The following is a 26358-nucleotide window of genomic DNA, read 5'->3' as shown; positions in this document are numbered from 1 at the left end:
ATCAGGGCCCCTTCAAGACCACCGCTTGCGTTACCACGTTGCCGCCGCGCGCGCCGTTGATGCGCGCCGTCACCACGTAGTGGATTTGCGGCTGCTGCGAGAATTTCGGTCCGCCCAGCGCCAGCGAGGTGCCGAACGGTCGCGGCGCCCGGCTATTGGAGCGCGCCGACGTCGTCCGGCAGTTGTTGTTGCCGCTGTTGTACTCCCCCGGGAAGGTGCACATCCGATGGATCACGTACTGGACCCGGTCGCCGGTGAGCGGATTGACCGGCATCGTGACCGCGCCCAGCCAGAAGGCGGCGGTGCTCGCCGTCCAGGTCGGCGTCAGGGTGGCCACATAGCCCTGGGCGGGCTGGTCGACCAGCAAATCGGAACGGTTCACCACCGAGCGCAAATAGGCGAAGCCGGCGTGCAGCCCGGCGTCGGCAGATTTGCTCAGCGCCGAATCGTAGGCCAGGTTGGCGGCGGTCATCGTCGTCGACGTGCTGGACTTGAGCAGGTAGATGCTGCTGACCAGCATCACCGTGAGCATGATCAGCATGACCGGCAAGGCGATGCCGCGCTCGCGCCGGCGGCGGGCGGGGCCGGCCGCATGGGGGCGCCGGGGCGTGGTCGAAAGCGGGCGGGCCGTCGTCATCATGGCCTCCATTGGGCGTTACGGATCGGCACGATGGTCTCGAACACGCGGTAGCGATAGCACTTCCAATCGACCGTGTCGCCGGCCACCGCCACGTTCACCTGCACCGGCGCGGCGGCCACCGTGGCCGGCGCGTTGCCGGCGAACACGGTCGGCCGCACGGTGGTGGCGCGGCACTGGCCAGCGCCATCGGGCTTTTCGGCGTTCTTGCCGCGCGCCACCACCGCCAGCCGCACCGAGCCAATGCGCTGGTAGTCGCCGGCGCCGCCGACCACGCCGTCGTTGTCGGCGTCGATCATGGTCGAGCTCCACACGCCGATGCGCATGCCGCTGGCGGTCGACACCTCCGCCACGCCGTTGCCCGGCGTGTTGGGGTCGTAGTCGGCCACGGCGCGGTTGTCGAAGCCGTACTGCGCCTTGAGCGACACCACGTTGTCGATCACCGAGGCGCCCTGCTGCGCCGAGCCGGGCATGTCGGTGGAACGCAGCAGCAGCACGCCGTTGTTGACCGACCAGGTATGGAAGTGCAGGCGGGCCGCGCTGCCCAGGTTGTAGACATAGCTCACGTTGAGCGGATACGCCGTGGTCAGGCCGGCCTGCGGGTTGAACGGGAAACCCGCGCCGCTGGCGACCTGTAACTGGTTGCCGTTGACGCCGATGCCGAAGCCGGACAGCTGGAACAGCGTGCAGCGCCGCGCCCCCGGTGTCATCGGCGCCACCACCAGCACGTCGCCGACATTGAAATCGTAGGGGTTGCGGCTGTCGACGGTCAGGGTGCTCTCGCCGGGCACGTAGTTGGTCACCAGCCTGGTCGAGCCGACCCCGGTTTGCGAGGTGCCGCTATGGAACTGCACCACGTCGCTGCCGGCGCCGTTGGACTGGATCACCACCGGCGCCAGCGGCGTGACGTTGGCGCCGCCGCGCGGCTCCGTGGCCAGCTGGTAGCCGTTGGCGTCCGAGAACACGGTGTCGCAGCCGGCCAGCATCGTATCGTTCAAGCCCCAGCCGGCGTCGGCGGCGTCGCCGCTGAGGGAAAACAGCGCCAGCATGCCGTTCTGCATGGAATCGGAACCGCCGACGGCGGCGTCCTTGTTTTGTTCGCCGCTGATGACCAGGCGCGTGGCGAACACCAGCGCCAGCAGGCCGATCACCACGCTGACCATCAGCTCGACGAGCGAAAAGCCGCCGCGCCGGCGCGCGCCCAACAGGACCGGGGAAGGATGGGCGTCCATGTCAGTTCGCGATGTAGGAAGTGAGCAAATGCCGGTTTTGGTCCGTATTGGCCTTGCGCTGCCAACGGATGGCGATATCGACCTGGGTTTGAAACGTCTGCCGGGTCACATTGACGGACACGATCGCGCCGGGGATGGCGGCGCGCGTCTCGGCCACCCACGGCGCGATGGCCGCGCCGGGAGTGCCGTTCTCGGCCAGGTTGTAGTCGGCCAGGTTGGCCGTATCGGCCATCATCACGCCCAGCAGCTTCTCGCCGGCCATGGTGGCCTCGGCGCGCATGCCGGCGTCCGACAGCGCCGAATAGGCGCGCGCCTGCAAGCCTATCGTGCCCAGCAGGCCGATGCCCAGGATCACGATGGCCAGCATCGCCTCCAGCAGTGCGATGCCGCCCTGGCGGCGGCGCGGGACGGTTTTCATGGCGGACAGCTCCGGTTGTCGGTGTCCGGCAGGACGGGATTGCACTTGGTCGCCATGCCGGCCAGGGTCACCACCAGCGCCACCGGCTGCACCTCGTCGGCGAACGCCGCCGACGGATCGAGGCGCAGGCTGGTGAGACGGCCTGCGAACCGCGGGTCGACCCAGCCGAGCGGCGTGTAGTACACCTGGCTGGCGCCGGCCGGCAGCGTGGTCGGCTGCAGGACCTCGGCCGGCGGCAGCGCATCGGCGGCGCGGAACACCGACTTCCAGCCGGCGGCGCCTTCCGGGTCGCTGGCCGAGGGCGCGTCGGTGGTCGACCAGTCGCCCTGGACGTCGGTGCACGCGGCGCCCTGGCCGACAAAGCAGATGTCCACCTGCCAATCCATCTGGCCGGTGTTGACGTTGGGCGTGAGCGAAATGCGGCTGAAGGCGTTGTGGGCCACGGCCTGGCGGCGCGCCAGGCTGAAGCCGTCGGCATAGAACTCGCTGGCGCCGCGCGCGCGGTTGGCCAGCAGCCACCGGCTGGCGTTGGGAATGCCGACCGCCAGCATGATGCCGAAAATGGAGATCGTCACCAGCAGCTCGATCAAGGTAACGCCGCTTTGGCGACGCCGATCGTGCGGGCGGTGCCGGAGCGGTGGCGTCAATTGGTGCATGCGCCACCCTTGTGGTCGACCCAGCAGGCGGCGTTGACGCCCCAGCCGGCGGGACTGGCGGTGGTCGCGTGGGTGCCGCTCTGGTCGATGGTATAGGCGAAGCCGGCCATCTTGCCGGTGCCGGTCGCGGTCAGGGTGTAGGTCGACGCCGATTCGCCGCTGAGGGCGTAGGTGAAATACGGCGTATTGGCCGGGAAGGTGTTGGCGGCGCCGAAGCCGACATAGGTGCGGTTGTTCGACCAATATTGTTCGGCGGCCGGCTGGGCGCCGCCGAGCGCGGTGAACGCCTCGCTCAAGCGGCCGCGCACCACGTAATCGCTGTAGGCGGGAACGGCCACGGCCAGCAGGATGCCGACGATGGCCACGGTCACCATGACCTCGATCAGCGTGAAACCCCTCTGTATGCGTTGCTTCATGGCCGGCTCCAGGTATGTTGTCTGCTGGAACCAGTCTACGCGCCCAAGCTTGCATTTCCCTGAGGAAATGCTGACAAACACCTGACAAACAACAGTTGGACCACTGCCGTCGGCAACTTCCGATCCACGTAGGGCGGATTAGGCGGCACGCCGTAATCGGCCATGCATATTTCACCGGCTGCTCATGCATGGCCGATTACGCTGCGCTAATCCGCCCTACGTGTCTCCAGGTGACTCACGCGGACGTGGCCCAAAGGTTGAAACGGACCGTGAACAGGGCGCCCTGGCCGCCGGCGGCGTCGGCGATGCTCAGCGAGGCGCCGTGGACGACGGCGATGTCGCGCACGATCGCCAGCCCCAGGCCGCTGCCGTGGGTCTTGTCGTCGAGCCGGACGTAGCGGCTGAAGACTTGCTCGCGCTTGGCCGCCGGAATGCCGGGGCCGCTGTCCTCGACCGTCAGCATACCGCCGCCACCCTCGTCCGCCCGGCATGCCACCGTCACCGTGCCGCCCGCCGGCGTGTAGCGGATCGCGTTGTCGATCAGGTTGTCGATCAGGTCGCGCAGCAGGAAACGGTCGCCGCTGATCTCCACCGGCCGCAAATCGAAACCGATGTCGATCCCTTTGCTTGTGGCCTGGTCGACGAAGGATTGAATCGCGTCCTCGACCAGCTCGTTCAACGCCACCGCTTCCAGCCGCGTCTTTTCAAAGTGGTTCGGTTCGGCGCGCGCGAGCGACAGCAGCTGGTTGGTTTGACGGATCATGCGCTCGGTGGCCGACAGCATCAGCTTGACCGAGTGCGCCGTGTCCGGCTCGGCGTGGCGCGCGCCCAGCCATTCGAGCTGCGTCTTCAGCCCCGCCAGCGGCGTGCGCAACTGGTGCGCGACGTTGGCCAGGAAGTCCTGCCGCGCCCTGGCGCCCTCGCCCACCTTGTCCAGCAGGCCATTAAAGGCCGACACCACAGGCTCCAGTTCATAGGGGACATCGGCGACGGCGATCGGCGCAAGGTCGTCGCCGTCGCGCGCGTTGAGACCGGCACGCAGTCGGTTCAGCGGCCGCAGCCCGTTGCTGACCGAGAACCAGATTAAGCCGATGCAGGCGAGCGCGATCAAGACCTCCAGCAGCACCAGCCCGCGCACCACCGCCTGGCGCATCTGCACGTGCTTGTTCGACGCCTGGCCGGGTGCGATCTGTCCGGTTGGCGCCGCTTGTCCAGCGCCGGCCTGGTCCCGAGCTTGCACCTGTGCCTGTGCCCCGGACTCGTTTTGGTCGAAAGCGATTTGCGCGGGCAGCCACGCCAGCATGTAGGCCAACGCCCCGCCCGCCAGGTTGATCAGCAGGATGGGCACGATCAGCGTCTTGAGCAGGCGCAGCCGGATGCTAGTCATCCGCACCCCGCGCGGGCGCCAGCTCCAGCATGTAGCCGAAACCACGGATGGTGCGGATCGAAACGCCGGCGTCGGCGATCTTCAGCCGCAGCCGCGAGATGTACACTTCGACCGCGTTCAGGGTCAGGTCGTCGCCCCACGGCAGGATGGCTTCGATGATCTGCTGCTTGGACACCACCCGCGCGCCGTGCTGCAGCAGGTATTCGAGCACCGCCCATTCCCGCACCGACAGCTCGACGGTTTTGTCGCGCACCCGCGCCCGCTTGGCCGACAGGTCCAGCGCCAGGTCGCCCAGCGCCAGCACCGTCGGCTTGGGCGCATTGCGCCGCGCCAGGGCCTTGATCCGCGCGACCAGCTCGGCGGTGGCGAAGGGTTTGACCAGATAGTCGTCGGCGCCCAGTTCCAGTCCGCGCACGCGGTCCTCGATGGCGTCGCGCGCCGTCAGCAACAGCACCGGCACCTGGCTGCCGCGCGCGCGCAGGCGGCGCACCACCTCGAAGCCGTCAATGCCCGGCAGGCCGATGTCGAGCACGATAACCTCGGCCTGGGCGGCGCGCTGCAACAGCGTGTCGGCCTGGGAGCCGTCGCCGACCACCTCGACCACCATACCATGGCCGCCCAACACGCGGCTCAGGCCGTCGGCGAGTACCGCGTCGTCTTCCACTACAAGTACATGCATGTTGTGCGCCCTTCGACTGGGATTTGTGCATTATGCACCGGCGATTAACAGAAACATAGTCACTGTGTAGGAGTAGACCTACAACCAACCATGTTGCAAGCCTACATTTGTGCGTCCACTCCTCTTATGTTCGCAAACTAACATTCCCCCTAAAGTGGCAACACCACGTCAGATAAAGCACCGACGTGATTTGTAAAGCCAGAGATTAGTGAGGAAAATATGAACAACACCCAAGTCAACGCAACCGAGAAATCCACCGTATCCAGCACCATGGCGGTCGATTCAAAAGAATTTAAGGTTGCGTCGCGGCCTGTTGTCAGCTACAGCGGCACCCAGCAAAACGAACTGCTGGCCGCGCTTCCGCGTGACGTGCTCGAGTCGTTGTTCGAACACCTGGAACTTGTCACCCTGCCCTTTGGCAAAGAACTGTTTGAATTCGGCGGCGCGATGGAGTACGTCCATTTCCCCACCACCGCCATCGTGTCGCTGCTGTATGTGATGGAAGACGGCGCCACCACCGAGATCGCCGTCGTCGGCCATGAAGGCGTGGTTGGCGTGTCGCTGTTCGACGGCGAGCGCGCCATGTGCAGCGCCGTGGTGCAGGCCGCCGGTTACGGCTACCGCATGAAGGCCCAGCACCTGCGCGACGCCTTCAACCAGGGCGGCGCCCTGCCCGCGCTGCTGATGCGCTACAACACCGCGCTGTTCGCGCAGATGGCGCAAAACGCCGTCGGCGGCCGCCACAGCTCGATCGAACAAAAGCTGTGCCGCTGGCTGCTGGACCGCCTGGACCGCTCGCCATCGAACGAACTGAAAGTAACGCAGGAAATGATTTCGATCATGCTGGGCGTGCGCCGCGAGAGCATCACCGCCGCCGCCGGCAAGCTGCAGGAAGAAGGCTTGATCACCTACCGCCGTGGCAACATCACCGTGCTTGATCGCTCAGGCTTGGAGGATTATGCGGGTGAGTGCTATAAGGTTGCGAAGACTGAGTATGATCGTCTTCTGGTTGATGTAGCACGCTGTTAAGAACGTCCGTGATGGCGGATGGCAGCGGCGGCAAAGGCGCCGGCGTTGGCGCCGTTGCCGCCATCATCGCCTCCACCGTCCTCGGCTGCATGCGGCGCTCTTGTCCCGGCGCTTGGGCCGGCTGACTTCCCGCTTCCTTCCCGCCATCGCTCTTACGCAGCGGAATGGCCACCTCGATGCAGGTCCCCGTATCATTGCGTCCGCGCCGTATCGTCATCGTCCCGCCCAGCAGCAAGGCGCGCTCGCGCATGCCCAGCAGGCCGTGCGACATCGGCTTGACGATGTTGTTGGCGTCGATGCCGATACCGTCGTCGATAATGCGCAGCATCAGCACTTCCTGATTGCGGTTCAAGGTCACCGTCACGCGGCTGGCCTTGGCGTACTTGCGGATATTGGTGAGCGATTCCTGCACGATGCGGAACAAGGCGATCGACAGGTCGCCGGAGTCGCGGCCCAGCGCCTCGATATCGGCGGCGACGTCGCAATCGCAGCGCACCTGCGCCATGCGGCTGAACTCGTCGCAATAACTTTCGATGGCGGCGCACAGGCCCAGATTGTCCAGCAGGCTGGGTCGCAGGTTCTCGACGATGCGGCGCTTCATCTCCACCGCCTCCATCAGGGTGCCGCGCGCGCGCTTGAGCTGGGCGGCCATCTCGGGCTGGTTCTTTTGCAACTGCTGGGTGACGGCGGCGATGTCCATGCTGATCGAGGTCAGGAAGGCCCCCATCTCGTCGTGCAACTCGCGCGAGAGCCTGACCTTTTCCTCCTCGCTGATACTGATCAGGTGGCGCGACAGCACGGATAGCTGCTCGGTCCGCTGCTCGACCTGCGTTTCCAATGTTTCGTTGGCCGCCTGCAGCGCGTGCTCGACTTGGGCCCGGTTGGCGAAGCTGCGCCGCACCAGTTGATAGAACATGATCAGCACCACGATGGCGACGGCGTTGATGCTCATGCCGAGCAACACGGCCTTTTGATATTCCTGATAGAACATGGCACTACGCGTGGCCATGGTCTCGTTCTGCTCCTGCTCCATGATGACGACCTGCAGGCGGATCTCATCCATGCTGCCGCGCCCGTCGCTCAGTTTGGCGATCTTGACGATCTCCTCGAGACCGCCTTCACGGTAGACGTCGATCGCCTGGCTGACGGTGGTCAGGCGGCGGCGCACCAGGGTTTGCAGCTGGGTCAGATTCTTGAGCTGGGTCGGATTATCGGCCAGCAGCTTTTGCAGTTCCTTGAATTCGTGTTCGCTGTCGACCAGCGCGGTGCGGGTCGGCCCGAGATACGCGTCGCTGCCGGACAGGAAATAGCCGCGCATGCTGCTTTCGGCGTCGAGCACCAGGACGTTGAGGTATTGCAGGCGGTCGGCGACGCGCGCGCTCTGTCCGAGCAGCACTTGGGCGCCGCGCAGGGCCTGCAGATTGTAAAACAGGCTGAAGCCGTTCACGATCAGCAGCAGGGCGCAGGTCACGCACAATACGGTCTTGTACAGCGGCAGGCGGTGATGCGGCGCTGTTTCGACGGTGAAATACATCCACTTCCTTCGCGGGTTATAACGACCGGCAACACGCCAGGCTAGCTAATTATAGTCCGTTAGGGAAATAGATGCAGCAGCGGCGCACCCCAAGAGTGCGCAACTGTATCCATTAAGCAAGTGGTCTCAGGACGAGACCGGCTTGAAAGATTTCAGTCCAGCAAGTTATTTTTCATTGCGTAATATGTTAAATCGCTGTTCGACTGCATCCCCATCTTTTCCATGATGCGGGTGCGGTAGGTGCTGACGGTTTTGATGCTTAATGACAACGCCACGCCGATATCGGACACCGTCGCGCCGCGCGCCAGCCGCAGGAAAACCTGGAACTCGCGGTCGGACAACTCGGTGTGCAGCGCCGTGTTGGGGTCGCGGTCGAAGCTTTGCGCCAGCAATTCGCCGACGGTCGAGCTGACATAGCGACGGCCCTGATACACGGTGCGCACGGCGGTGATCAGCTCGTCGGCCTCGCATTCCTTGTTCAAATAGCCGTTGGCGCCCATTTTGAACAAGTTCAGTGCGTACTGCTGTGCCGGATACCCGGACAGAATCAGCACCGGCAGATCGGGCTGCCCCTGGCGTATCGTGCGCAAGGTATCGATGCCGCTCTGGTCGGGCATGGCGATATCGAGCAGCAACACGTCGCAAATCTCGCGGCGAGCAATATCGAGCGCTTCACGCCCCGTACCGGCTTCCGCGACCACGTCGAAATCGTCCGACGCCGAAAAAATCTGTTTAAATCCTGCTCTTACTATCTGATGGTCGTCACAAATGGCAACGCGTATCATTGTTTCCCCTCGTCTTGTCCGGCTCGCGCCCGCTCGGGCACGTCGGACTTCACGCCACCGTGTATATCAGCGTCGCTGATAATTGAATAATATTGAAAGTATATCAGGAATTAGCTTCTTGCCACGCTCCGCGCAGTGGTGTGCGCGCTAGTCTTGCTGGAGCAGACTGAGGATGGAAAGCAGTTCGCTGCGTATCAGTTCCCGGTCCAACGGAGCGGGAACCGCTTTAGCCTCTTCGCCGAAACCGCCATCATACTCCGCCGCCGCGCCATCGACAGCACGGCTGTCCAGTTTATTGCGCGCCCCGCTGATGGTGAAGCCTTGCTCGTACAACAGCTCGCGGATGCGGCGTATCAACAGCACTTCGTGGTGCTGGTAATAGCGGCGGTTGCCGCGCCGTTTGACGGGCTTGAGCTGGGTGAATTCCTGCTCCCAGTAACGCAGCACATGCGGCTTGACGCCGCACAGCTCGCTGACCTCACCGATGGTGAAGTAGCGCTTGGCCGGTATCGGCGGCAGGACGACCAGTTCGGACTTGGCGAGACGATCGTTCATCACTCACTCCCACTCAGGCGGCACGCGCCATCGGATTGGTCTCTTCGACCATGCCCTTGAGTTTTTGACTCGCATGGAAGGTCACGACGCGGCGCGCCGTGATCGGGATTTCCTCGCCGGTCTTGGGATTGCGCCCCGGACGCTGCGGCTTGTCGCGCAACTGGAAGTTGCCGAACCCGGACAGCTTGACGGCTTCGCCACGCTCGAGCGCGTTGCGGATCTCGTCGAAGAAGGTCTCCACCATGTCCTTGGCCTCGCGCTTGTTCAGACCGACCTGTTCGAACAGCAGTTCGGCCAGCTCCGCCTTGGTCAGCGTGGGCAAATCTTTTTCCGCATCCTGGCGTACCTTGGCGACCTGCATGGCGCGATGCAAATCGGCAGCCAATGCGGATTGGAGTACGGCGGAATCAACGTCGTTGTTATTAATTTTCCTGCCCTGCCTTATCAAAGAACGAATGAGTCCGGCCTTTTGCCGGACTCCCGAATGATCAAAAAAAGAAAACGGAACCGCGTGGCGATGGCCTTATCGGCACATTACGTGCGCAAGCGGGCGCCGTGTTTTTGCTTGGCCGCATCGCCTGCCGCAGCCATGATGACCTCGACAACATCGTCCTGCAGCGTGTTTTGAGTATCTTGCAAGCTAAAGCGGAAAGCAAGCGATTTCTCGTCCTGCTCCAAACCTTTTCCACGATATTCATCAAACAAAACAATGGCTTGCACGATCTTTCCTTGTGGACTTGCTTGCACGGCAGCATTAAACGCGTCCAACAAATCCTGCGCCGGCACGTCTTGCTTGACGACGACGGCCAGATCGCGCGTGGCGCCTGGGAACTTGGAAATCTCGGCATATTCTGGCACGGATCGTTGCTGCAGTGCAATTGCATCCACCTCGAACACGACCGGCGCCTGCGGCAGCTCGTACTTCTGCATCCAGCGCGGATGCAGCTCGCCGATGAAGCCGATCACCTTTCCGTCCAGCAGCACCTGCGCCGAGCGGCCCGGGTGCAAGGCCGGATGTTCGGCCTTGACGAAGCGCAGCTGCAGCGGCGCGAACAGGTGCTCGAGGTCCGCCTTCAGGTCGAAGAAGTCGACCGCGCGGCTATCCTGGCCCCATTGCTCGTCCGCCACGGTGCCGTAGGCGATCGCGGCGACGCGCTTTGGCTGGTTGTAGCCGGCCACCGTCAGCGGACCGTCCGGCACGCTGTCGTCGCGCTGGTAGATGGCGCCGACTTCGAACACCCGCACGCGGTTGGTCTTGCGGTTGAGGTTGTAGCGCACGTTGGCGACCAGGCTGCCGACCAGGGTCGAGCGCATCACGCTCATCTGGCTGGCGATCGGGTTCTGCAGCTTGATCGGATTGGTGTTGCCGCCGAAGTCCTGCTCCCAGGCCGCTTCCACAAAGCTCATGTTGACCACTTCCTGGAAGCCCAGGTCGGCCAACTGGTGGCGCACGGCGAACAGCGAACGGGTGTTTTCCGGCGCGATGATCATCGTGTTGGCGGCCACCGGGGCCACGGTCGGGATGTTCTCGAAGCCGTAGACGCGCGCGACTTCCTCGATCAAATCTTCCTCGATTTCGATGTCGAAGCGGTAACTTGGCGAGGTCACGGCGAAGACTCCGTCCTCCGAGGTGAACGGCAACGCCAGGCGGGTGAAGATATCGGCCACGACCTTGTCGTCCAGCGCCACGCCGATGACTTTTTGCGCGCGGGCGGTACGCATTTTCACCGGTTCGCGTTGCGGGATGTTGACGATCTGGTCGTCGACCGGACCGACCTTGGTCGCCGCCGTGCCGCAGATTTCGATCAGCAGCGAGGTGATGCGCTCGATGTGCTCGACCGTGGTCGCGTAGTCGACGCCGCGCTCGAAGCGGTGCGCCGCGTCGGTCGAGAAGTTGTATTTGCGGGCGCGGCCCTGGATGGCGTTCGGCCACCAGAACGCCGCTTCCAGGTAGATCGACTCGGTCTCCAGCGAGACGGCGGTGGCGTCGCCACCCATGATGCCGGCCAGCGATTCGATTTCCTTGTCGTCGGCGATCACGCCGACCCATTCGTCGATGTTGACGGTGTTACCGTTCAACAGCTTCAGGGTTTCGCCGGCCTTGCCCCAGCGGACGTCGAGGCCGCCGTGGATCTTGGCCAGGTCGAACACGTGGCTCGGACGGCCCAGTTCCAGCATGACGTAGTTGGAGATGTCCACCAGCGCCGACACCGAGCGCTGGCCGCTGCGCTCGAGGCGCTGCTTCATCCAGTCCGGCGTGGCGGCCTTGGCGTTGAGGTTGCGGATCACGCGGCCGGAGAAACGGCCGCACAGGTCCGGCGCCGAGATTTTCACCGGCAGCACTTCGTCGCTGTTGACGGCGGCGTTGCGGAACTGCGGCGCGTGCAGCGCGACGCCCGTCAGCGCCGACACTTCGCGCGCCACGCCCAGCACCGACAGGCAGTCCGCCTTGTTCGGGGTCAGCTTGATGGTGAACTTGAGGTCGTTCAGCGCGTAGTAGTCGCGGAAGTTCTTGCCGACCGGCGCATCGTCCGGCAGTTCCAGCAGGCCGCTGCCCTCTTCCGACAATTTCAGTTCCTTGGCCGAGCACAGCATGCCCTGCGACTCGACGCCGCGCAGCTGGCCAACCTTGATTTCAAACGGCTTGCCGTCGGCGCCCGGCGGCAGCACGGCGCCGGCCATGGCGCACACGACCTTCAGGCCCGGGCGCACGTTCGGCGCGCCGCAGACGATGTTGAGCAAGGTGCCGGTGCCGACATCGACCTGACAGACGTTGAGGCGGTCCGCGTTCGGATGCTTGGCCATGTCGCGCACCAGTCCGACGACGACATTGGAGAACGGCGGCGCGACCGCTTCGACTTCTTCCACTTCCAGGCCGGACATCGTCAGCAGATGGGCCAGTTCGTCCGAAGTCATCTTCGGATCGACCATGGTACGGAGCCAGTTTTCGGAGAATTGCATAATCAAGCCTTCAAAGAGTGTCCAGCGGGAGCGCATGCCAATGGCCGCGCTCGACCGCCCGTGTTTGTTCTTAGTTGAACTGCTTCAGGAAGCGCAGGTCGCCTTCGTAGAACAGGCGCAAGTCGCTGACGCCGTAGCGCAGCATCGTCAGGCGCTCGAGGCCGGAGCCGAACGCGAAGCCGATGTACTTTTCCGGGTCCAGGCCGAAGTTGCGCACCACCGACGGATGCACCTGGCCCGAGCCGGAAATTTCCAGCCAGCGGCCCTTCAGCGGTCCGGAGCCGAAGGCGATATCGATCTCGGCCGACGGTTCGGTGAACGGGAAATACGACGGACGGAAGCGTACCTGCAAATCGTCGGTCTCGAAGAAGGCCTTGACGAAGTTCAGGTACACGCCCTTGAGGTCGGCGAAGCTGATGTTCTCGGCGATCCACAGGCCCTCGACCTGGTGGAACATCGGCGAGTGCGTGGCGTCGCTGTCGACGCGGTAGGTGCGGCCCGGCGCGATCACCTTGATCGGCGGCGTGTGGCTGCGGGCGTAACGCACCTGCATCGGGCTGGTGTGCGTGCGCAGCAGCAGCGGCTTGCCTTCGCTGTCGTTGCCTTCGATGTAGAAAGTATCCTGCATCGAACGGGCCGGATGGTTCTCCGGGCTGTTCAAGGCGGTAAAGTTGGTCCAGTCGTTTTCGATCTCGGGGCCGTCGGCCACGTCGAAACCGATCGAGCGGAAGATTTCCTCCACACGTTCCCAGGTGCGCATGACCGGATGCAAACCGCCGCCGGCGCGTCCGCGGCCAGGCAGCGAGACATCGATGGCCTCGGCGTTCAAACGGGTTTGCATCTGGGCGTCGGCCAGCGCGTCGCGCCGGGCCGTCAAGGCCGCTTCGATCTGGCCCTTGGCCGCGTTGATCAGGGCGCCCTGCGCCTTGCGTGCCTCGGGGTCGAGCTTGCCCAGACCCTTCATCAATTCGGTGATCTGGCCGGTCTTGCCCAGATATTTGGCTTTGGCATTTTCCAGCGCGGCGGCGTCATCTTGCGCGACCGTGAAATCCTGCACTGCTGAGGCGACGAGTTGTTCCAGGGAGTCCATGCGTTTTTCTTATCCTCAATCAAAAACGGGGCACAGGTCTAGACCTTTGCCCCGTTCTCACCACCCTGCCCGAGGGCAAGGCGATCAACAATCAATGCTTACGCAGCGATTTTTGCTTTCACAGCGTTGACAATCGCGGCGAAGGCCGGCTTGTCCATCACTGCCATATCGGCCAGAACCTTACGGTCCAGTTCGATCGAAGCTTTTTTCAGACCGTTCATGAAGACGCTGTACGTCACGCCATGCTCACGGGAAGCGGCGTTGATACGAGCGATCCACAGGCGGCGGAAGACGCGCTTCTTGTTACGACGGTCGCGGTAGGCGTATTGGCCAGCGCGCATAACTGCTTGCTTGGCAACACGGTAAACCTTGCTGCGACGACCACGGTAACCTTTGGCCAGGTTTAAGACTTTTTTATGACGGGCACGAGCTGTAACCCCACGTTTTACTCTAGGCATAGTAACTCCTTAAATTGAGTGTGAGATTAAGCGGATGGCATCATGCGCAGGACGGATTTCACGTCAGCCGCATCGACATTCGTGATACCGCGCAATTGGCGCTTCGACTTGGTGGTTTTCTTGGTCAGAATGTGGCGTTTGAACGCGTGACCACTCTTAACAGTACCACCTGGACGCACGCGAAAACGTTTCTTCGCGGAGCTTTTGGTTTTCATTTTTGGCATAGCAATCTACCCTCAGGGTAGCTCCATATCAAACAGGATTGCAGGTGGTGACACGACGTCACACTTAGATGCCTGCTTTCACTTGTTTTTGCAGCAGATGCGAGTCCACTACATTTACAACAGCCGGCAATTATAGACCATCTGGGGCGATTGCGCACCAAATAAAAAGGGCGCCTTGACGGCGCCCCTTTTTAACCCACAGACCGGAGGGGTCGTACCCCAAAGGGTACGACCCCGCGACTGATCGCAGTGCGGGTCTGGGTGTTACTTTTTCTTCTTAGGAGACAGCACCATGATCATCTGGCGGCCTTCCATTTTCGGGAACTGCTCGACCTGGCCGTACGGCTCCAGATCGGCTTTCAGACGTTCCAGCATGCGGAAGCCAATATCCTGGTGCGCCATCTCACGACCGCGGAAACGCAGCGTGATCTTGGTTTTGTCGCCTTCATCAAGGAACTTGATGAGGTTACGCAGCTTGATATTGTAGTCACCGTCATCGGTACCCGGACGGAATTTGACTTCCTTCACGGCGATGATTTTCTGTTTCAATTTAGCTTCGTGAGCCTTCTTCTGCTCCGAATACTTGAATTTGCCGTAGTCCATCAAACGGCAAACCGGCGGTACCGCCGTTGGCGCGATCTCGACCAGGTCGACATTGGCCTCTTCCGCCAGGCGGAAGGCTTCGGCCAAAGTGACGATACCGAGCGGCTCGTTCTCGACCCCACTTAAACGCATTTCAGGGGCAGTGATTTCGCCGTTGATGCGATGCGACTTGTCAGTAGCTATGGTGATTCCTTTTAAAATCTAATGGTAAGGCCAGTGCGATCAGGCTTTATTGGCGACGTCTTGCTGGAGTCGCTCGATCAGGGCATCGACGGACATGACGCCCAGATCGACATTGCCCCGTGCCCGCACGGCCACGGTGTTGGCATCCCGCTCTTTATCGCCGATTACAATGATGTAAGGCAGTTTTTGGACGGAATGTTCACGTATTTTATAGGTTATTTTCTCGTTGCGCAAATCGCTCTGCACGCGGAACCCGCTGCGGCGCAGCTTTTCCGTGACTTGGTTCACATAATCGGCCTGCGCGTCGGAGATGTTCAGCACCGAAACTTGCACCGGAGCAAGCCAGGTCGGCAAGGCGCCGGCGTAGTTCTCGATCAGGATGCCGATGAAACGCTCCATCGAGCCGACGATCGCACGGTGCAGCATGACCGGCACCTGGCGGGTGTTGTCGGCGGCGACATATTCCGCGCCCAGGCGCTCCGGCATGAAGAAATCGACCTGCATCGTGCCGACCTGCCATGGGCGGCCCAGCGAATCCTTCAGGTGGTATTCGATCTTCGGACCGTAGAACGCGCCCTCGCCCGGCAACTCGGTCCAGGTCACGCCGCAGGCGCGCAGGCCCGAACGCAGCGCGTCCTCGGCCTCGTCCCAGACTTCGTCGGTGCCGATGCGGTTATCCGGACGCAGCGCCAGCTTGACGTCGATGTTGTGGAAATCGAAGTCTTTGTAAACTTCCATCGCCTGCGTGTGGAACGACACCACTTCCGGCTCGATCTGCTCTTCGGTACAGAAGATGTGGCCGTCATCCTGCGTAAAGCCGCGCACCCGCATGATGCCGTGCAGCGCGCCGGACGGCTCATTGCGGTGGCATTGGCCAAATTCGCCGTAGCGCAGCGGCAGGTCGCGGTAGCTGCGCATGTTGCTGTTGAAGATCTGCACGTGGCCCGGGCAGTTCATCGGCTTGAGCGCGTAGGAACGGTTTTCCGATTCCGTCACGAACATGTTTTCGCGATAGTTGTCCCAGTGGCCGGTCTTGCCCCACAGGCTGGAGTCCAGGATCTGCGGCGCCTTCACTTCCTGGTAGCCGTTAACCTGGTACTTGTTGCGCATGTACTGCTCAACCTGTTGCCAGATGGTCCAGCCCTTCGGATGCCAGAACACCAGGCCCGGCGCCTCGTCCTGGAAGTGGAAGAAGTCGAGCTGCTTGCCCAGCTTCCTGTGGTCGCGCTTTTCCGCCTCTTCCAACTGGAACAGGTACTGCTCCTGGTCTTCCTTCTTGGTCCAGGCGGTGCCGTAGACACGCTGCAGCATTTCGTTCTTGCTGTCGCCGCGCCAGTAGGCGCCGGCCAGCTTCATCAGCTTGAACACTTTCAGCTTGCCGGTCGACGGCACGTGCGGGCCACGGCACAAGTCGGTGAACTTGCCTTCCGAGTACAGCGACACGTCCTGGTCGGCCGGAATCGACGAGATGATCTCGGCTTTGTAGTCTTCGCCGATCGATTTGAAATAGGCCACGGCATCGTCACGCGGCAGCACCTTGCGGGTGACCGGTTCGTCCTTCTTGGCCAGCTCGGTCATCTTCTTTTCGATCGCGACCAGATCGTCGGGCGTGAACGGACGCTTGTACGAGAAGTCGTAATAGAAGCCGTTTTCGATGACCGGGCCGATGGTCACTTGCGCGTCCGGGAACAATTCCTTGACGGCGTAGGCCAGCAAGTGGGCGGTCGAGTGACGGATCACGTCGAGGCCTTCCGGGTCTTTGTCGGTGATGATGGCCAGATCGGAATCTTTCTCGATCAGGAAAGAGGTATCCACCACTTTGCCATCGACCTTGCCGGCCAGCGCGGCCTTGCCCAGGCTGGTGGCAATGCTGGTCGCCACTTGAGCCACGGTGACTGGGCCGTCGAATTCACGGGCAGAACCATCTGGAAGGCGGACTGAAAGCATAGTGATCTCCTGTTGGCGCGAGGCCGGTGTAGTTACAGCGGAATTTGATAATAAAAACGCGGACGAAAAAAAACGCGGGCTAGCCGCGTTTTCTCTTTTTTTGAGCAAAAGAATCCCGATCGACTAGCGTCACTCCCAAAGCTTGGTAGTAGTTCGCGGTGTCATAACCGGATTGCCTTTCTCGCTCTTACATATGTTCTGGTGGGCGGTGCAGAATTCGAATCTGCGACCCCTTGGATGTCGACCAAGTATTCTAACCAGCTGAACTAACCGCCCGAGGTACTTCTTAACTTTGCTACTGTGCTGCTATTTTACCGCTTTTTACTGCGCCTTACTGCTCGCATTTACTACCGTATTACGTAATCTGGTGGGCGGTGCAGAATTCGAATCTGCGACCCCTTGGATGTCGACCAAGTATTCTAACCAGCTGAACTAACCGCCCGAAGACCAGCATTATAGAGAGCGATTCGGAGAAAGACAAGGGTATTCATAGGAAACATTTACAAAACGCACTATGACTGCGCAAGACGCGCCGGGCGGCATCCTTTAAACTGTGGTTTATTGTCATCACCGATAGAACCCATGCAAGCTGAAACCCGCATCAACGCTAGCGCGCAGGCTCAACCCTCGCCTTCCGCCCACCTGCACGAACACCGTGACGGCGACGCCAAGCACGCACACTTCACCGTGCAGCGCAGCCAATCGGTGCTGGCGTGGTCGCTCGCGTTGACCCTGGGCTTCGCCGTGGTCGAGGTGATCACCGGCTTCATGTCCAACTCGCTGGCACTGATTTCCGACGCCGGCCACATGGTCACGGACGCCGCCGCGCTGGGCCTGGCCTTGCTGGCGCAGCTGATCGCCAAACGGCCGCCGTCGGCGCGCCACTCATTTGGCTTCGGCCGCGCCGAGGCGTTGGCCGCGTTCGTCAACAGCCTGGTGCTTTTGTTGCTGGTCGGCTGGATCGTGTTCGAAGCCGCGCAACGCTTTTCGCATCCGGAGCAGGTGCACGGCGCGACAGTGTTCATCGTCGCCACCATCGGCCTTGTGATCAACATCGTGCTCGCCTATATGTTGTCACGCGGCGACAGCAACATGAATACGCGCGCCGCGCTGGTCAACGTCATGGGCGACTTGCTGGGCTCGGTGGCCGCATTGGTCGCCGGCGCCGTCATCTATTACACCGGCTGGATGATGATCGACCCGCTGCTATCGATCTTCGTCGCCCTGCTGATTTTAAAATCGACCGTCGGCGTGCTGCGCGAGTCCTACCACTTCCTGATGGGCGGCGTGCCCGAGCCGATCGACTATCTTAAAGTGGGCGCCGACCTGGAAAAAATTGACGGCGTCTGCTCGGTGCACGACCTGCACGTGTGGGACATGTCGCCGGGCGAGCCGGCGCTGATCGGCCACGTCGAGATCGTCGACCTTGAGCGCTGGCCCGACATCCTGCACGCGATCAAGGCCATGCTGCTCGACAAGCACGGCATCGACCACATCACCTTGCAGGCCGAAGTCGCGCCGCAAGCATCCCTTTAACAACAGCCTTGGAACACCATGCACAATTTTGAAAAGCGCCGCGATCGGTACAACCTGTTTGCCGCGTTTGAAAAGCCGCTCGTCAACGTCAGCTTCGAGATGCCCTTGCCCGACTTCCGGCCCTACTGCAAGGAGCACAAGCTGCCGCCGTTCCACTTCTTCCTGTACTGCATACTGAATTCGGTCAAGGAGATCGACAATTTCATGTACCGGATCAACGACGGCGAAGTGATCAAGATTGAAGAGTTCTGGGCGTCGTACACCGTGCTCAACAAGGACAAGAATCTCAACTTCGCGTGTTTCGCCATGTCGACGGATTTGAAGGAATTTGTCGCCCGCAGCCTGGAAGCGAAGGCCGTCGCCGAGGCCAGCACCGAGATGATCAACTCCGCCAAGGAACAGTCAGAGCGCGAGCAAAAGAACAACGTCCACATCACCTGCATGCCGTGGTTCAAATTAACGTCGATCGAGCACCCGATCTACCGGCACGGCGGCTACGACATCCCCTCGCTGGCTTGGGGCAAGTTCGGCGACGCCGACAGTGGCAACATGACGGTGCCCTTCTCGGTGCAGGCGCACCATGGCTTTGTCGACGGCTACCACATCCATTTGCTGGCCGAAACCATCGCCGCCCGCGTGGCCAGGATCATCCAGAAATAACCCGAATGCGGGGGTCAGGTTGAGATAGCCCGGGTTTCATGGACATCCAAATAGAGGACAATACGTCCTGAGAGGATATTCATGGAAAAGAAACAGTCACCTTCCAAACGAGAGATCATTCCGACATCGGCGGAGCCGGTGCCGAAGCAGCGGGCCGTGTTTACGGATGAATTCAAGCGCGCTGCGATCTCCCGGCTACATGATGACAAGCAGAGCGCGACGGCCTTGGCGTTGGAGCTTGGTTTGCGTCGTAATCAGCTCTACAAATGGGCCAAGCAGCTCGAAGAGCAGCCAGCTGGCGGCCAATTGCGCTCGCCAGGTCGTCCTGCGGTCAGTGAATTGAGCGAGGTCGAGCAACTGCGTCGCCAACTGGCCAAGGCCGAACAGGAGCTGGCCATCCTAAAAAAGTTAGATGCGTACTTAACTCGCCTCAAGAAGTGAAGTACGCCGTCATCGACGAGCATCGAAGCGAGTTTTCAGTCAAAGCGCTGTGTCTGGCGCTCGACGTGGGCCGCAGCGGCTACTACGCCTTCAAGACGGCACCGCCGAGCCTGCGAAGCCGGGAAGATCTGGCCATGCGCCAAGAGATCGTCAAGATCCATATGCGCCACCGCTCGGCACCCGGGATATTGAAAACGTGGCGCCTGCTCAATAGCGCAGGCATCTGTTGTGGAAAACACCGCGTGGCCAGGCTGAGAAAGCTGGAGGGCATACAAACTACCCGCGCCAAGCGTTTTCGCGCCAGCAAGGCGAAAGAACGGGTGCTGCCACCAGCGCCGGACTTGGTCAAGCGCGCCTTTCAGGTCGGCGCTCCGAACCAGGTGTGGGTCGGCGATATGACAGTGCTGCGCACTAAAGAGGGATTCTTGCATCTGGCCGTGGTACTGGACTTGTTCGCACGCCGGGTGGTGGGCTGGTCGACGGACACCAGGCAGGCGGCCACGTTACCGATGGCGGCGTTGTCCATGGCGATGGAACACCGGCGACCTGCGCCCGGGATCATCTTCCACAGCGACCAAGGCTCCGTGTACGGCTGCGCCGACTACCGCAACCTGCTAGCCAAACACGGGGCGCTGCCGAGCATGAGTCGCAAAGGCAATTGTTGGGACAATGCCGTGGCGGAAAGCTTCTTTTCAAACCTGAAAAACGAAACCATGCATAGGCAACTCTTTTCAACGAGAGCCGAGGCCCTGGGCGTGGTTCGCGATTACATCGAGGTGTACTACAATCGGATGCGCTTGCATCAGACCTTGGGCTATCAAACGCCTGCATCCTTTGAAGCGCAGTTTCGTGTGCTTCATTAACTGTCCGCGAAACCCGGAACACCTCAGGTCCGACATTCGGACACGAAGCCAGCAGTAATGTGCTGGCACGGCTGCGTCCGTGTCCGATTGTCAGACTGACCCCGAGGTTTTTTGACCCCGAGGTTTTAGGCGCGGCGGGCTTCTTGCACGCCGGTGACTTCGGCGATGGCGTTGAGCGCTTTTTGTAGTTGCGCGGTGGCGCCGATTTCGGCCGTGAAGGTCATGCGCGCGTAGCCTTTGGCGCTTTGTGTGTTGACGCCGACGACATTGATCTTTTCACGCGAGAAGATCTCCGAAATATCCCGCAGCAGGCCCTGGCGGTCGCCCGCGAGGATGAAGATGTCGACCGGATAGACCGTGTCCGAGACGGCACGCCCCCATTCCGTGACGATCACCCGCTCCGGCGCCTTGGCGCGCATTTCGGCGAAGTTCTTGCACGTGGCGCGGTGGATCGAAACACCCTTGCCGCGCGTGACGAAGCCGACGATGCCGTCCGGCGGCGCCGGCTTGCAGCATTTGGCCAGCTGCGTCATCAAGCCGTCGGTGCCGACCACCAACACGCCCGACTTGGCGCCCTGGTCCACGCTCGACGCCTTGCTCTTGCCCAGGACGACCGCGTCCTCCGGCTCGACCGGCTCGCCGGTGTCGTGCAGCGCGTGCTCGACATGGCGCAGGCTGAATTCATCCTTGCCCACCGACAGGAACAAATCGTCGACCTTGGCAAAGCCCAGCTTGTTGGCCAGCGCTTCCAGGTTGACCGCCGTCTTGCCTTCGCGCTGCAACGATTTTTCCACCATCGCGCGCCCGTGCGACAAGGTTTCCTGCATGTCGATGGCGTGGAACCAGGCGCGGATCTTCGAGCGCGTGCGCGTGGCGACCGTGTATTCGTCGCTGAGCCAGTCGCGCGACGGGCCGGCCGTGCCGGGCGCGCCCTTGGCGGTGATGATTTCGCAGGTCTGGCCGTTTTTGAGCGGCGTATTCAGCGGCACCATGACGCCGTCGACGCGGGCGCCACGGCAGCGGTGGCCCACGTCGCTGTGCAGGTGATAGGCGAAGTCGACCGGCGTGGCGCCGACCGGCAACTCCAGCACCCGCGCCTGCGGCGTGAGCACGAAGATGCGGTCGTCCAGCGCGGCCGACTTGAGCTTCTCCACCCATTCGCGCTGCTGCTCCTCCTGGCCGACGACCGCGTCGGCGACGTCGGTCTTCCATGCCAGCAGCTGGCGCAGCCAGGCGATCTTCTCGTCGTACTTTTGCCCGGCGAAGTTGGAGCCGCCCTCCTCCTTGTAGCGCCAGTGCGCGGCCACGCCGTACTCGGCGAAGCTGTGCATCTCTTGCGTGCGGATCTGCACCTCCAGCGGGCGCCCGTCCTCGGCCGTGACCACCGTGTGCAGCGACTGGTAGCCGTTCGGTTTCGGACGGGAAATATAATCGTCGAATTCCTTGGGAATCGGCGTCCAGATGTTGTGCACCACGCCCAGCACCGTGTAGCAGGTCTTGACGTCGGCGACGATCACGCGGAAGGCGCGCACGTCGTACAAGTCGGTGAAGTCGAGCTCCTTGCCCTTCATCTTGCTCCAGATGGAGTAGATGTGCTTGGGACGGCCGAACACCTCGGCCTGGATGCCGGCGGCCGCCATTTCCGACTGCAGCCGCGCGATGGCGTTGGTGACGAAGCCTTCGCGCATCATGCGCTTTTCTTCGAGCATCTTGGCGATGCGCTTGTACGCCTCCGGCTCGATGAAGCGGAACGACAAATCCTCCAGCTCCCATTTCAGTTGCCAGATCCCCAGCCGGTTGGCCAGCGGCGCGTACAGGTCCAGGGTTTCGCGGCCGTAGGCGCACGTCATGTCGTTGAACAGCTTGATGTCGGCGAAGTAGCGCAAGGTCGTCACGCACGAGGCGAGGCGCACCAGCACCACGCGCATGTCCGAGGCCATCGCCAGCAGCATCTTGCGCAAGGTTTCGACCTGCGCCACCGCCATCTGCGCGGCATTGCGGCCGCGCCCCACCGCCACCGGCGCCACGCCGCCGTGGCCGCCCGGCGCCTGCGTCAATTCACGCAGGCGTATCAGTTGGCGAACGCCGGCCACCAGGTCGCCGACCTCCTGGCCGAAACGCGGTTCGATCACCGCCGCCTGTGTGGTGTCGAGCAAGGTCAGCTCGAACATCAGGCCGGCGATGCGGGTCTCGACGTCGGTGCGCATGAACGACAAGGTGCCGGCCACGCCGATCGAGAAGTCCAGCGCCGACTGGCCGCTGGTGCTGACCAGGTCGCCATACGCGGTGCTGGCGAAGTCCAGCGCCGACAACATGCGCGCGCTGTCGTCGGGCGTGAGTCCCTGCACCAGTTGTTCCGACGTGGCGCTGGTAAGCGCGGTGATTGAAACCATGATGTTCCTAACGCTGCGCGGCGACGATGACGATCTCGACCAGGACTTCCGGATTGGCCAGCTTGGCTTCCACCGTGGCGCGCGGCGGCGTGTGGCCGCTTGGCACCCAGGCGTCGTATTCTTCGTTCATGCCCTCGAAATCGGCCATGTCGGCGATATAGATCTGGCAGCTGAGGATGCAGGTCTTGTCGCTGCCCGATTCGGCCAGCAGGCGGTCGACGTGACCGAGCACTTCACGGGTTTGACCCTTGATATCGAGACTGGTTTCTTCGGCGATCTGGCCCGCCAGATAGACGGTGCCATTGTGAATTGCCACTTCGGACAATCGTTTGCCTACGTGCAGTCGTTTGATTTCCATACTTTTTCTTCTTTAACTTTATTCTGTTGACTAGTCCAAACTCGCCCGCGTTGTCAGCCGAGCAGGAATTTCCGGGCGATCGCAATCTGATCGTCATGCGTGAAGGTCGGCGCGTGGCCGACGTTGGGGATTTCCACCAGGGTCGCTTTCGGGCCGCGCTGCGCCATCATGGCCGCCGTCTCGCGCGTGAGCAGGTCGGAGTCGGCGCCGCGCACCAGCAGGGTCGGGCAAGTGATGGCGTCGTAAGCGGCCCACAGCATCGCCTCGTCGGCGGCTGCCGACTCTGGTGTGGCCGAACGGAACGGCAGGGACAGGCCCATATCGTAATGACGCACCCACTTGCCGTCCTTATCCTGACGCAAGACATCGGTGGCCAGTTTATGCCATTCCTGCTCGGTGTGCTGGCCAAAGGACGCCGAGACGTCGCGGACGAACTTGGCGCCATCGTCGAACGTCTCGAAACGCAGGTCCTGGCCGATGTAGTCGCCGATGCGTTGCAAGGCGGCCGGCGCCAGCACCGGGCCGATGTCGTTGAGCACCAGCTTGCGGATCGGATTGTCCGGCAGCGAGGCAAGGCCCAGGCCGATCAGGCCGCCCATCGAGGTGCCGAACCAATCGATCTTTTGTTCCGGACCCTGGTCCAACACACGTGCCAGCAACGTCACCATGTCGCTGACATACTGGGGAATGCGGTACAGCTGCGGATTCCTGAGCCAATCGGAGCGGCCCCGGCCGACAACGTCCGGGCAGATCACGCGGTAGTCGGACGCCAGCGCGCGCGCCATGTTGTCGAAATCGTCGGAGACGCGGGTCACGCCGTGCACGCAGACCAGCACGTTAGGGTTTGCCTCGTCGCCCCATTCCTTATATGCCATCCGGTGCAAGCCAGCCAACGACAGGCACTGAACAGACTTTATTTTCGCTTCGAGCATGCGGCTTCCTTGATGGTTTTTATGTAATGATGTTCTGAAATACCATTTTACCGGGCGTTGCGCTTAAAATCCTACCGAAGTGTAGCGCAGCCAGCCTTTTATCTCCAACCCCGCAGAGGACACCATGACAAACAAGACTTTGAGCGGTAAAACAGCATTGGTCACCGGCTCCACATCCGGCATCGGATTGGGCATCGCGCGCACCCTGGCGGCCGAGGGCGCCAACGTGCTGCTGAACGGTTTCGGCGACGCCGCCGAGATCGACACATTGCAGCAGGACTTGGCCAAGGAATTCGGCGTCCAGGTCGCCTATCACAACGCCGACATGTCCAAGCCGGCCGAGATCGAAAACATGATCGCCTTCGCCGGCGAAAAGTTCGGCGGCGTCGACGTTCTGGTAAATAACGCCGGCATCCAGCACGTGGCCAACGTCGAGGATTTCCCGGTCGAAAAGTGGGACGCCATCATCGCCATCAACCTGAGCTCGGCGTTCCACACGTCGCGCCTGGTGCTGCCGCGCATGCGCGCCAACAACTGGGGCCGCATCATCAACCTGGCCTCGGTCCACGGCCTGGTGGCCTCGGCCGGCAAGTCGGCCTATGTGGCGGCCAAGCACGGCCTGATCGGCCTGACCAAGGCCGGCGCGCTCGAGACGGCCAGCACCGGCGTCACCGTCAACGCCATCTGCCCCGGCTTCGTGCTCACGCCGCTGGTGCAAAAGCAGGTCGACGCCCGCGCCGCCAAGGACGGCATCAGCAACGACGAGGCGAAGAAGGCGCTGCTGGCCGACAAGCAGCCGTCCGGCGAATTCGTTACGCCGGAGGAACTGGGCGCGCTGGCCGTGTTCCTGTGCGGCGACGCCGCCAAGCAGGTACGCGGCGTGGCGTGGAATATGGACGGCGGCTGGGTCGCGCAATAAATTAATTCCGGGTACGTGTTATCCCTCATATGGGAGAGTTATCACAGCCAGTGATTTGCGGGTTTCCACAATAGTGATAACTCTCCAGTTGGGACATCATGAACTCCTCAAACGAACGCGAGGAGACCCCGTGAAAAAGCCCTTCTATAAAATCCTATATATCCAGGTGTTGTTCGCCATCGCCTGCGGTATCCTGCTCGGCATCTTCCTGCCTGCCGATGCGGTCGCCATGAAACCCCTGGGCGACGGCTTCATCAAGCTGATCAAGATGATCATCGCCCCGGTGATCTTCTGTACGGTGGTCTCCGGCATCGCCGGCATGCAAGACGTCAAGAAAATCGGCCGCGTCGGCGGCAAGGCCCTGATCTACTTCGAAGTGGTCTCCACCTTCGCCTTGGCCATCGGCCTGGTCGTAGCCAACGTGCTCAAACCGGGCGCCGGCTTCAACGCCGATCCGGCCCACCTGGACGCCAAGTCGATCGCGCAATACACGCACGCCGAAGGCCTGACCACGACCGACTTCCTGATGAACATCATTCCGAAGACGTTCGTGGACGCGTTCGCCAAGGGCGACATCCTGCAAGTGCTGCTGATCGCCATCCTGTTCGGCTTCTCGCTGTCGCTGCTGGGTGAGCGCGGCCGTCCGATCACCAAGCTGATCGACGAGCTGTCGCACGCCATCTTCGGCGTCGTCAACATCATCATGAAGGTCGCCCCGATCGGCGCGTTCGGCGCGATGGCTTTCACCATCGGTAAATACGGCCTGGCCTCGCTGATCCCGCTGGCAAAACTGATGGGTTCGTTCTACCTGACCTGCGGCCTGTTCGTGTTCGTCGTGCTGGGCCTGATCGCCCGCTACACCGGCTTCTCGATCTTCAAGTTCATCAAGTACATCAAGGAAGAACTACTGATCGTGCTGGGCACCAGTTCTTCGGAAAGCGCGCTGCCTTCGCTGATGACCAAACTGGAACGCCTCGGCTGCGCCAAACCGGTGGTCGGCCTGGTTGTTCCAACTGGCTACTCGTTCAACCTGGACGGCACTAACATCTACATGACGATGGCCGCGCTGTTCGTTGCCCAGGCAACCAACACCGAGCTGACCCTGATGCAAGAGCTGACCATCCTGGGCGTGGCAATGCTGACCTCCAAGGGCGCTTCCGGCATCACCGGCGCCGGCTTCATCACCCTGGCCGCGACCCTGGCCGTGGTGCCGACGATTCCTGTGGCCGGCATGGCGCTGATCCTGGGTATCGACCGCTTCATGAGCGAATGCCGCGCGCTGACCAACTTCGTCGGCAACGGCGTGGCGACGGTGGTGGTCTCGGCCTGGGAAAAGGAACTGGACCGCGACAAGATGAACGCGGAACTGAACAACCCGGGTTCGACCGTGGTCGCCGTGGACACCGAAGTCAAACCAGCGATCATCGTGCCGGCGCACTAAGCTGACACCCCGCTAGCAAAA

27 protein-coding genes and 2 tRNA genes are annotated in these 26358 nt (G+C 62.0%); 7 read left to right on the top strand and 22 right to left on the bottom strand.

The window, feature by feature from the left end; all coding sequences use genetic code 11:
* Nucleotide 1 precedes the first annotated feature (1 nt).
* The 7 genes from NHH88_14880 to NHH88_14850 form a co-directional block, all read right to left on the bottom strand.
* Nucleotides 2–637 carry a hypothetical protein gene (locus NHH88_14880; protein ID USX17000.1) on the bottom strand — a complete coding sequence of 212 codons (636 nt, stop codon included), beginning with the start codon at nt 635–637 and terminating at the stop codon, nt 2–4.
* On the bottom strand, nt 637–1869 hold the full coding sequence (locus NHH88_14875) for a PilW family protein (protein ID USX16999.1): 1233 nt from the start codon (nt 1867–1869) through the stop codon (nt 637–639). The genes NHH88_14880 and NHH88_14875 overlap by 1 nt, the downstream gene beginning before the upstream one ends.
* A 1-nt stretch (nt 1870) precedes the next feature.
* Nucleotides 1871–2287, bottom strand: coding sequence for a prepilin-type N-terminal cleavage/methylation domain-containing protein (locus NHH88_14870; GenBank protein ID USX16998.1), 417 nt, complete (start codon nt 2285–2287; stop codon nt 1871–1873).
* On the bottom strand, nt 2284–2877 hold the full coding sequence (locus NHH88_14865) for a prepilin-type cleavage/methylation domain-containing protein (protein USX16997.1): 594 nt from the start codon (nt 2875–2877) through the stop codon (nt 2284–2286). The genes NHH88_14870 and NHH88_14865 overlap by 4 nt, the downstream gene beginning before the upstream one ends.
* A gap of 53 nt (nt 2878–2930) precedes the next feature.
* Nucleotides 2931–3359: a prepilin-type N-terminal cleavage/methylation domain-containing protein gene (locus tag NHH88_14860; GenBank protein USX16996.1), complete on the bottom strand. Its 429-nt coding sequence runs from the start codon at nt 3357–3359 to the stop codon at nt 2931–2933.
* A gap of 235 nt (nt 3360–3594) precedes the next feature.
* The gene (locus tag NHH88_14855; protein USX16995.1) at nt 3595–4746 is read right to left on the bottom strand and encodes a HAMP domain-containing histidine kinase; all 1152 of its coding nucleotides are present in this window, start codon (nt 4744–4746) and stop codon (nt 3595–3597) included.
* Nucleotides 4739–5425: a response regulator transcription factor gene (locus NHH88_14850; protein ID USX16994.1), complete on the bottom strand. Its 687-nt coding sequence runs from the start codon at nt 5423–5425 to the stop codon at nt 4739–4741. The genes NHH88_14855 and NHH88_14850 overlap by 8 nt, the downstream gene beginning before the upstream one ends.
* Nucleotides 5426–5644: 219 nt before the next feature.
* Here NHH88_14850 and NHH88_14845 point away from each other — a divergent pair, with 219 nt between their 5' ends.
* Nucleotides 5645–6454: a Crp/Fnr family transcriptional regulator gene (locus NHH88_14845; protein USX16993.1), complete on the top strand. Its 810-nt coding sequence runs from the start codon at nt 5645–5647 to the stop codon at nt 6452–6454.
* On the opposite strand, the gene NHH88_14840 is transcribed toward NHH88_14845, so the two are convergent.
* The 12 genes from NHH88_14840 to NHH88_14785 form a co-directional block, all read right to left on the bottom strand.
* Nucleotides 6351–7988: a CHASE3 domain-containing protein gene (locus tag NHH88_14840; protein ID USX16992.1), complete on the bottom strand. Its 1638-nt coding sequence runs from the start codon at nt 7986–7988 to the stop codon at nt 6351–6353. The two genes, NHH88_14845 and NHH88_14840, sit on opposite strands and share 104 nt — an antisense overlap.
* Nucleotides 7989–8140: 152 nt before the next feature.
* Nucleotides 8141–8773, bottom strand: a complete 633-nt coding sequence (locus NHH88_14835) for a response regulator transcription factor (protein USX16991.1) — start codon at nt 8771–8773, stop codon at nt 8141–8143.
* A gap of 147 nt (nt 8774–8920) precedes the next feature.
* A complete protein-coding gene (locus tag NHH88_14830) occupies nt 8921–9328 on the bottom strand; it encodes a MerR family transcriptional regulator (GenBank protein USX16990.1) in 408 nt (135 codons plus the stop codon).
* A gap of 13 nt (nt 9329–9341) precedes the next feature.
* Nucleotides 9342–9689, bottom strand: a complete 348-nt coding sequence (locus tag NHH88_14825; GenBank protein USX16989.1) for an integration host factor subunit alpha — start codon at nt 9687–9689, stop codon at nt 9342–9344.
* A 173-nt stretch (nt 9690–9862) separates the two neighbouring features.
* Complete coding sequence (gene pheT, locus NHH88_14820) at nt 9863–12289, bottom strand: phenylalanine--tRNA ligase subunit beta (protein USX16988.1); 2427 nt, start codon at nt 12287–12289, stop codon at nt 9863–9865.
* Between the two features lie 70 nt (nt 12290–12359).
* Complete coding sequence (pheS, locus tag NHH88_14815) at nt 12360–13379, bottom strand: phenylalanine--tRNA ligase subunit alpha (GenBank protein ID USX16987.1); 1020 nt, start codon at nt 13377–13379, stop codon at nt 12360–12362.
* Nucleotides 13380–13477: 98 nt separating this feature from the next.
* Nucleotides 13478–13837: a 50S ribosomal protein L20 gene (rplT, locus tag NHH88_14810; protein ID USX16986.1), complete on the bottom strand. Its 360-nt coding sequence runs from the start codon at nt 13835–13837 to the stop codon at nt 13478–13480.
* A gap of 26 nt (nt 13838–13863) precedes the next feature.
* Nucleotides 13864–14061, bottom strand: coding sequence for a 50S ribosomal protein L35 (rpmI, locus tag NHH88_14805; protein USX16985.1), 198 nt, complete (start codon nt 14059–14061; stop codon nt 13864–13866).
* A 264-nt stretch (nt 14062–14325) separates the two neighbouring features.
* A complete protein-coding gene (gene infC / locus NHH88_14800) occupies nt 14326–14796 on the bottom strand; it encodes a translation initiation factor IF-3 (GenBank protein ID USX16984.1) in 471 nt (156 codons plus the stop codon).
* 90 nt (nt 14797–14886) lie between these two features.
* A complete protein-coding gene (thrS, locus tag NHH88_14795) occupies nt 14887–16794 on the bottom strand; it encodes a threonine--tRNA ligase (protein ID USX16983.1) in 1908 nt (635 codons plus the stop codon).
* A gap of 199 nt (nt 16795–16993) precedes the next feature.
* A tRNA-Val gene (locus NHH88_14790) sits at nt 16994–17070 on the bottom strand.
* Between the two features lie 89 nt (nt 17071–17159).
* Nucleotides 17160–17236 (bottom strand) — tRNA-Val (locus NHH88_14785).
* 140 nt (nt 17237–17376) lie between these two features.
* Here NHH88_14785 and NHH88_14780 point away from each other — a divergent pair.
* From NHH88_14780 to NHH88_14765, 4 genes are all read left to right on the top strand, one after another.
* Nucleotides 17377–18330 (top strand): cation diffusion facilitator family transporter, encoded by a 954-nt coding sequence (locus tag NHH88_14780; GenBank protein USX16982.1) that lies wholly within the window; start codon nt 17377–17379, stop codon nt 18328–18330.
* Nucleotides 18331–18348: 18 nt separating this feature from the next.
* On the top strand, nt 18349–18990 hold the full coding sequence (locus tag NHH88_14775) for a CatA-like O-acetyltransferase (protein USX16981.1): 642 nt from the start codon (nt 18349–18351) through the stop codon (nt 18988–18990).
* A gap of 81 nt (nt 18991–19071) precedes the next feature.
* Nucleotides 19072–19431, top strand: a complete 360-nt coding sequence (locus NHH88_14770) for a transposase (GenBank protein USX16980.1) — start codon at nt 19072–19074, stop codon at nt 19429–19431.
* The gene (locus tag NHH88_14765) at nt 19428–20294 is read left to right on the top strand and encodes an IS3 family transposase (protein ID USX16979.1); all 867 of its coding nucleotides are present in this window, start codon (nt 19428–19430) and stop codon (nt 20292–20294) included. The genes NHH88_14770 and NHH88_14765 overlap by 4 nt, the downstream gene beginning before the upstream one ends.
* A 125-nt stretch (nt 20295–20419) precedes the next feature.
* Here the strand turns inward: NHH88_14765 and NHH88_14760 are convergent, their stop codons facing one another.
* Genes NHH88_14760 through NHH88_14750 form a run of 3 tightly spaced genes read right to left on the bottom strand, consistent with a single transcriptional unit; the run spans nt 20420 to nt 23977 of the window.
* Nucleotides 20420–22687, bottom strand: coding sequence for a bifunctional (p)ppGpp synthetase/guanosine-3',5'-bis(diphosphate) 3'-pyrophosphohydrolase (locus tag NHH88_14760; protein ID USX16978.1), 2268 nt, complete (start codon nt 22685–22687; stop codon nt 20420–20422).
* Nucleotides 22688–22694: 7 nt separating this feature from the next.
* Entirely contained in the window at nt 22695–23045 is a 351-nt protein-coding gene (locus tag NHH88_14755; GenBank protein ID USX16977.1) for a RidA family protein, read from the bottom strand.
* Between the two features lie 53 nt (nt 23046–23098).
* Complete coding sequence (locus tag NHH88_14750) at nt 23099–23977, bottom strand: alpha/beta hydrolase (GenBank protein ID USX16976.1); 879 nt, start codon at nt 23975–23977, stop codon at nt 23099–23101.
* A gap of 124 nt (nt 23978–24101) precedes the next feature.
* On the opposite strand from NHH88_14750, the gene NHH88_14745 reads away from it, so the two are divergent.
* The gene (locus NHH88_14745) at nt 24102–24896 is read left to right on the top strand and encodes a 3-hydroxybutyrate dehydrogenase (protein ID USX16975.1); all 795 of its coding nucleotides are present in this window, start codon (nt 24102–24104) and stop codon (nt 24894–24896) included.
* 130 nt (nt 24897–25026) lie between these two features.
* Nucleotides 25027–26337, top strand: a complete 1311-nt coding sequence (locus tag NHH88_14740) for a dicarboxylate/amino acid:cation symporter (GenBank protein USX16974.1) — start codon at nt 25027–25029, stop codon at nt 26335–26337.
* Nucleotides 26338–26358: the final 21 nt, after the last annotated feature.

Source organism: Oxalobacteraceae bacterium OTU3CAMAD1, assembly GCA_024123915.1.
Taxonomy (GTDB): domain Bacteria; phylum Pseudomonadota; class Gammaproteobacteria; order Burkholderiales; family Burkholderiaceae_D; genus Rugamonas.
This window is presented reverse-complemented; position numbering and strand designations above follow the sequence as displayed.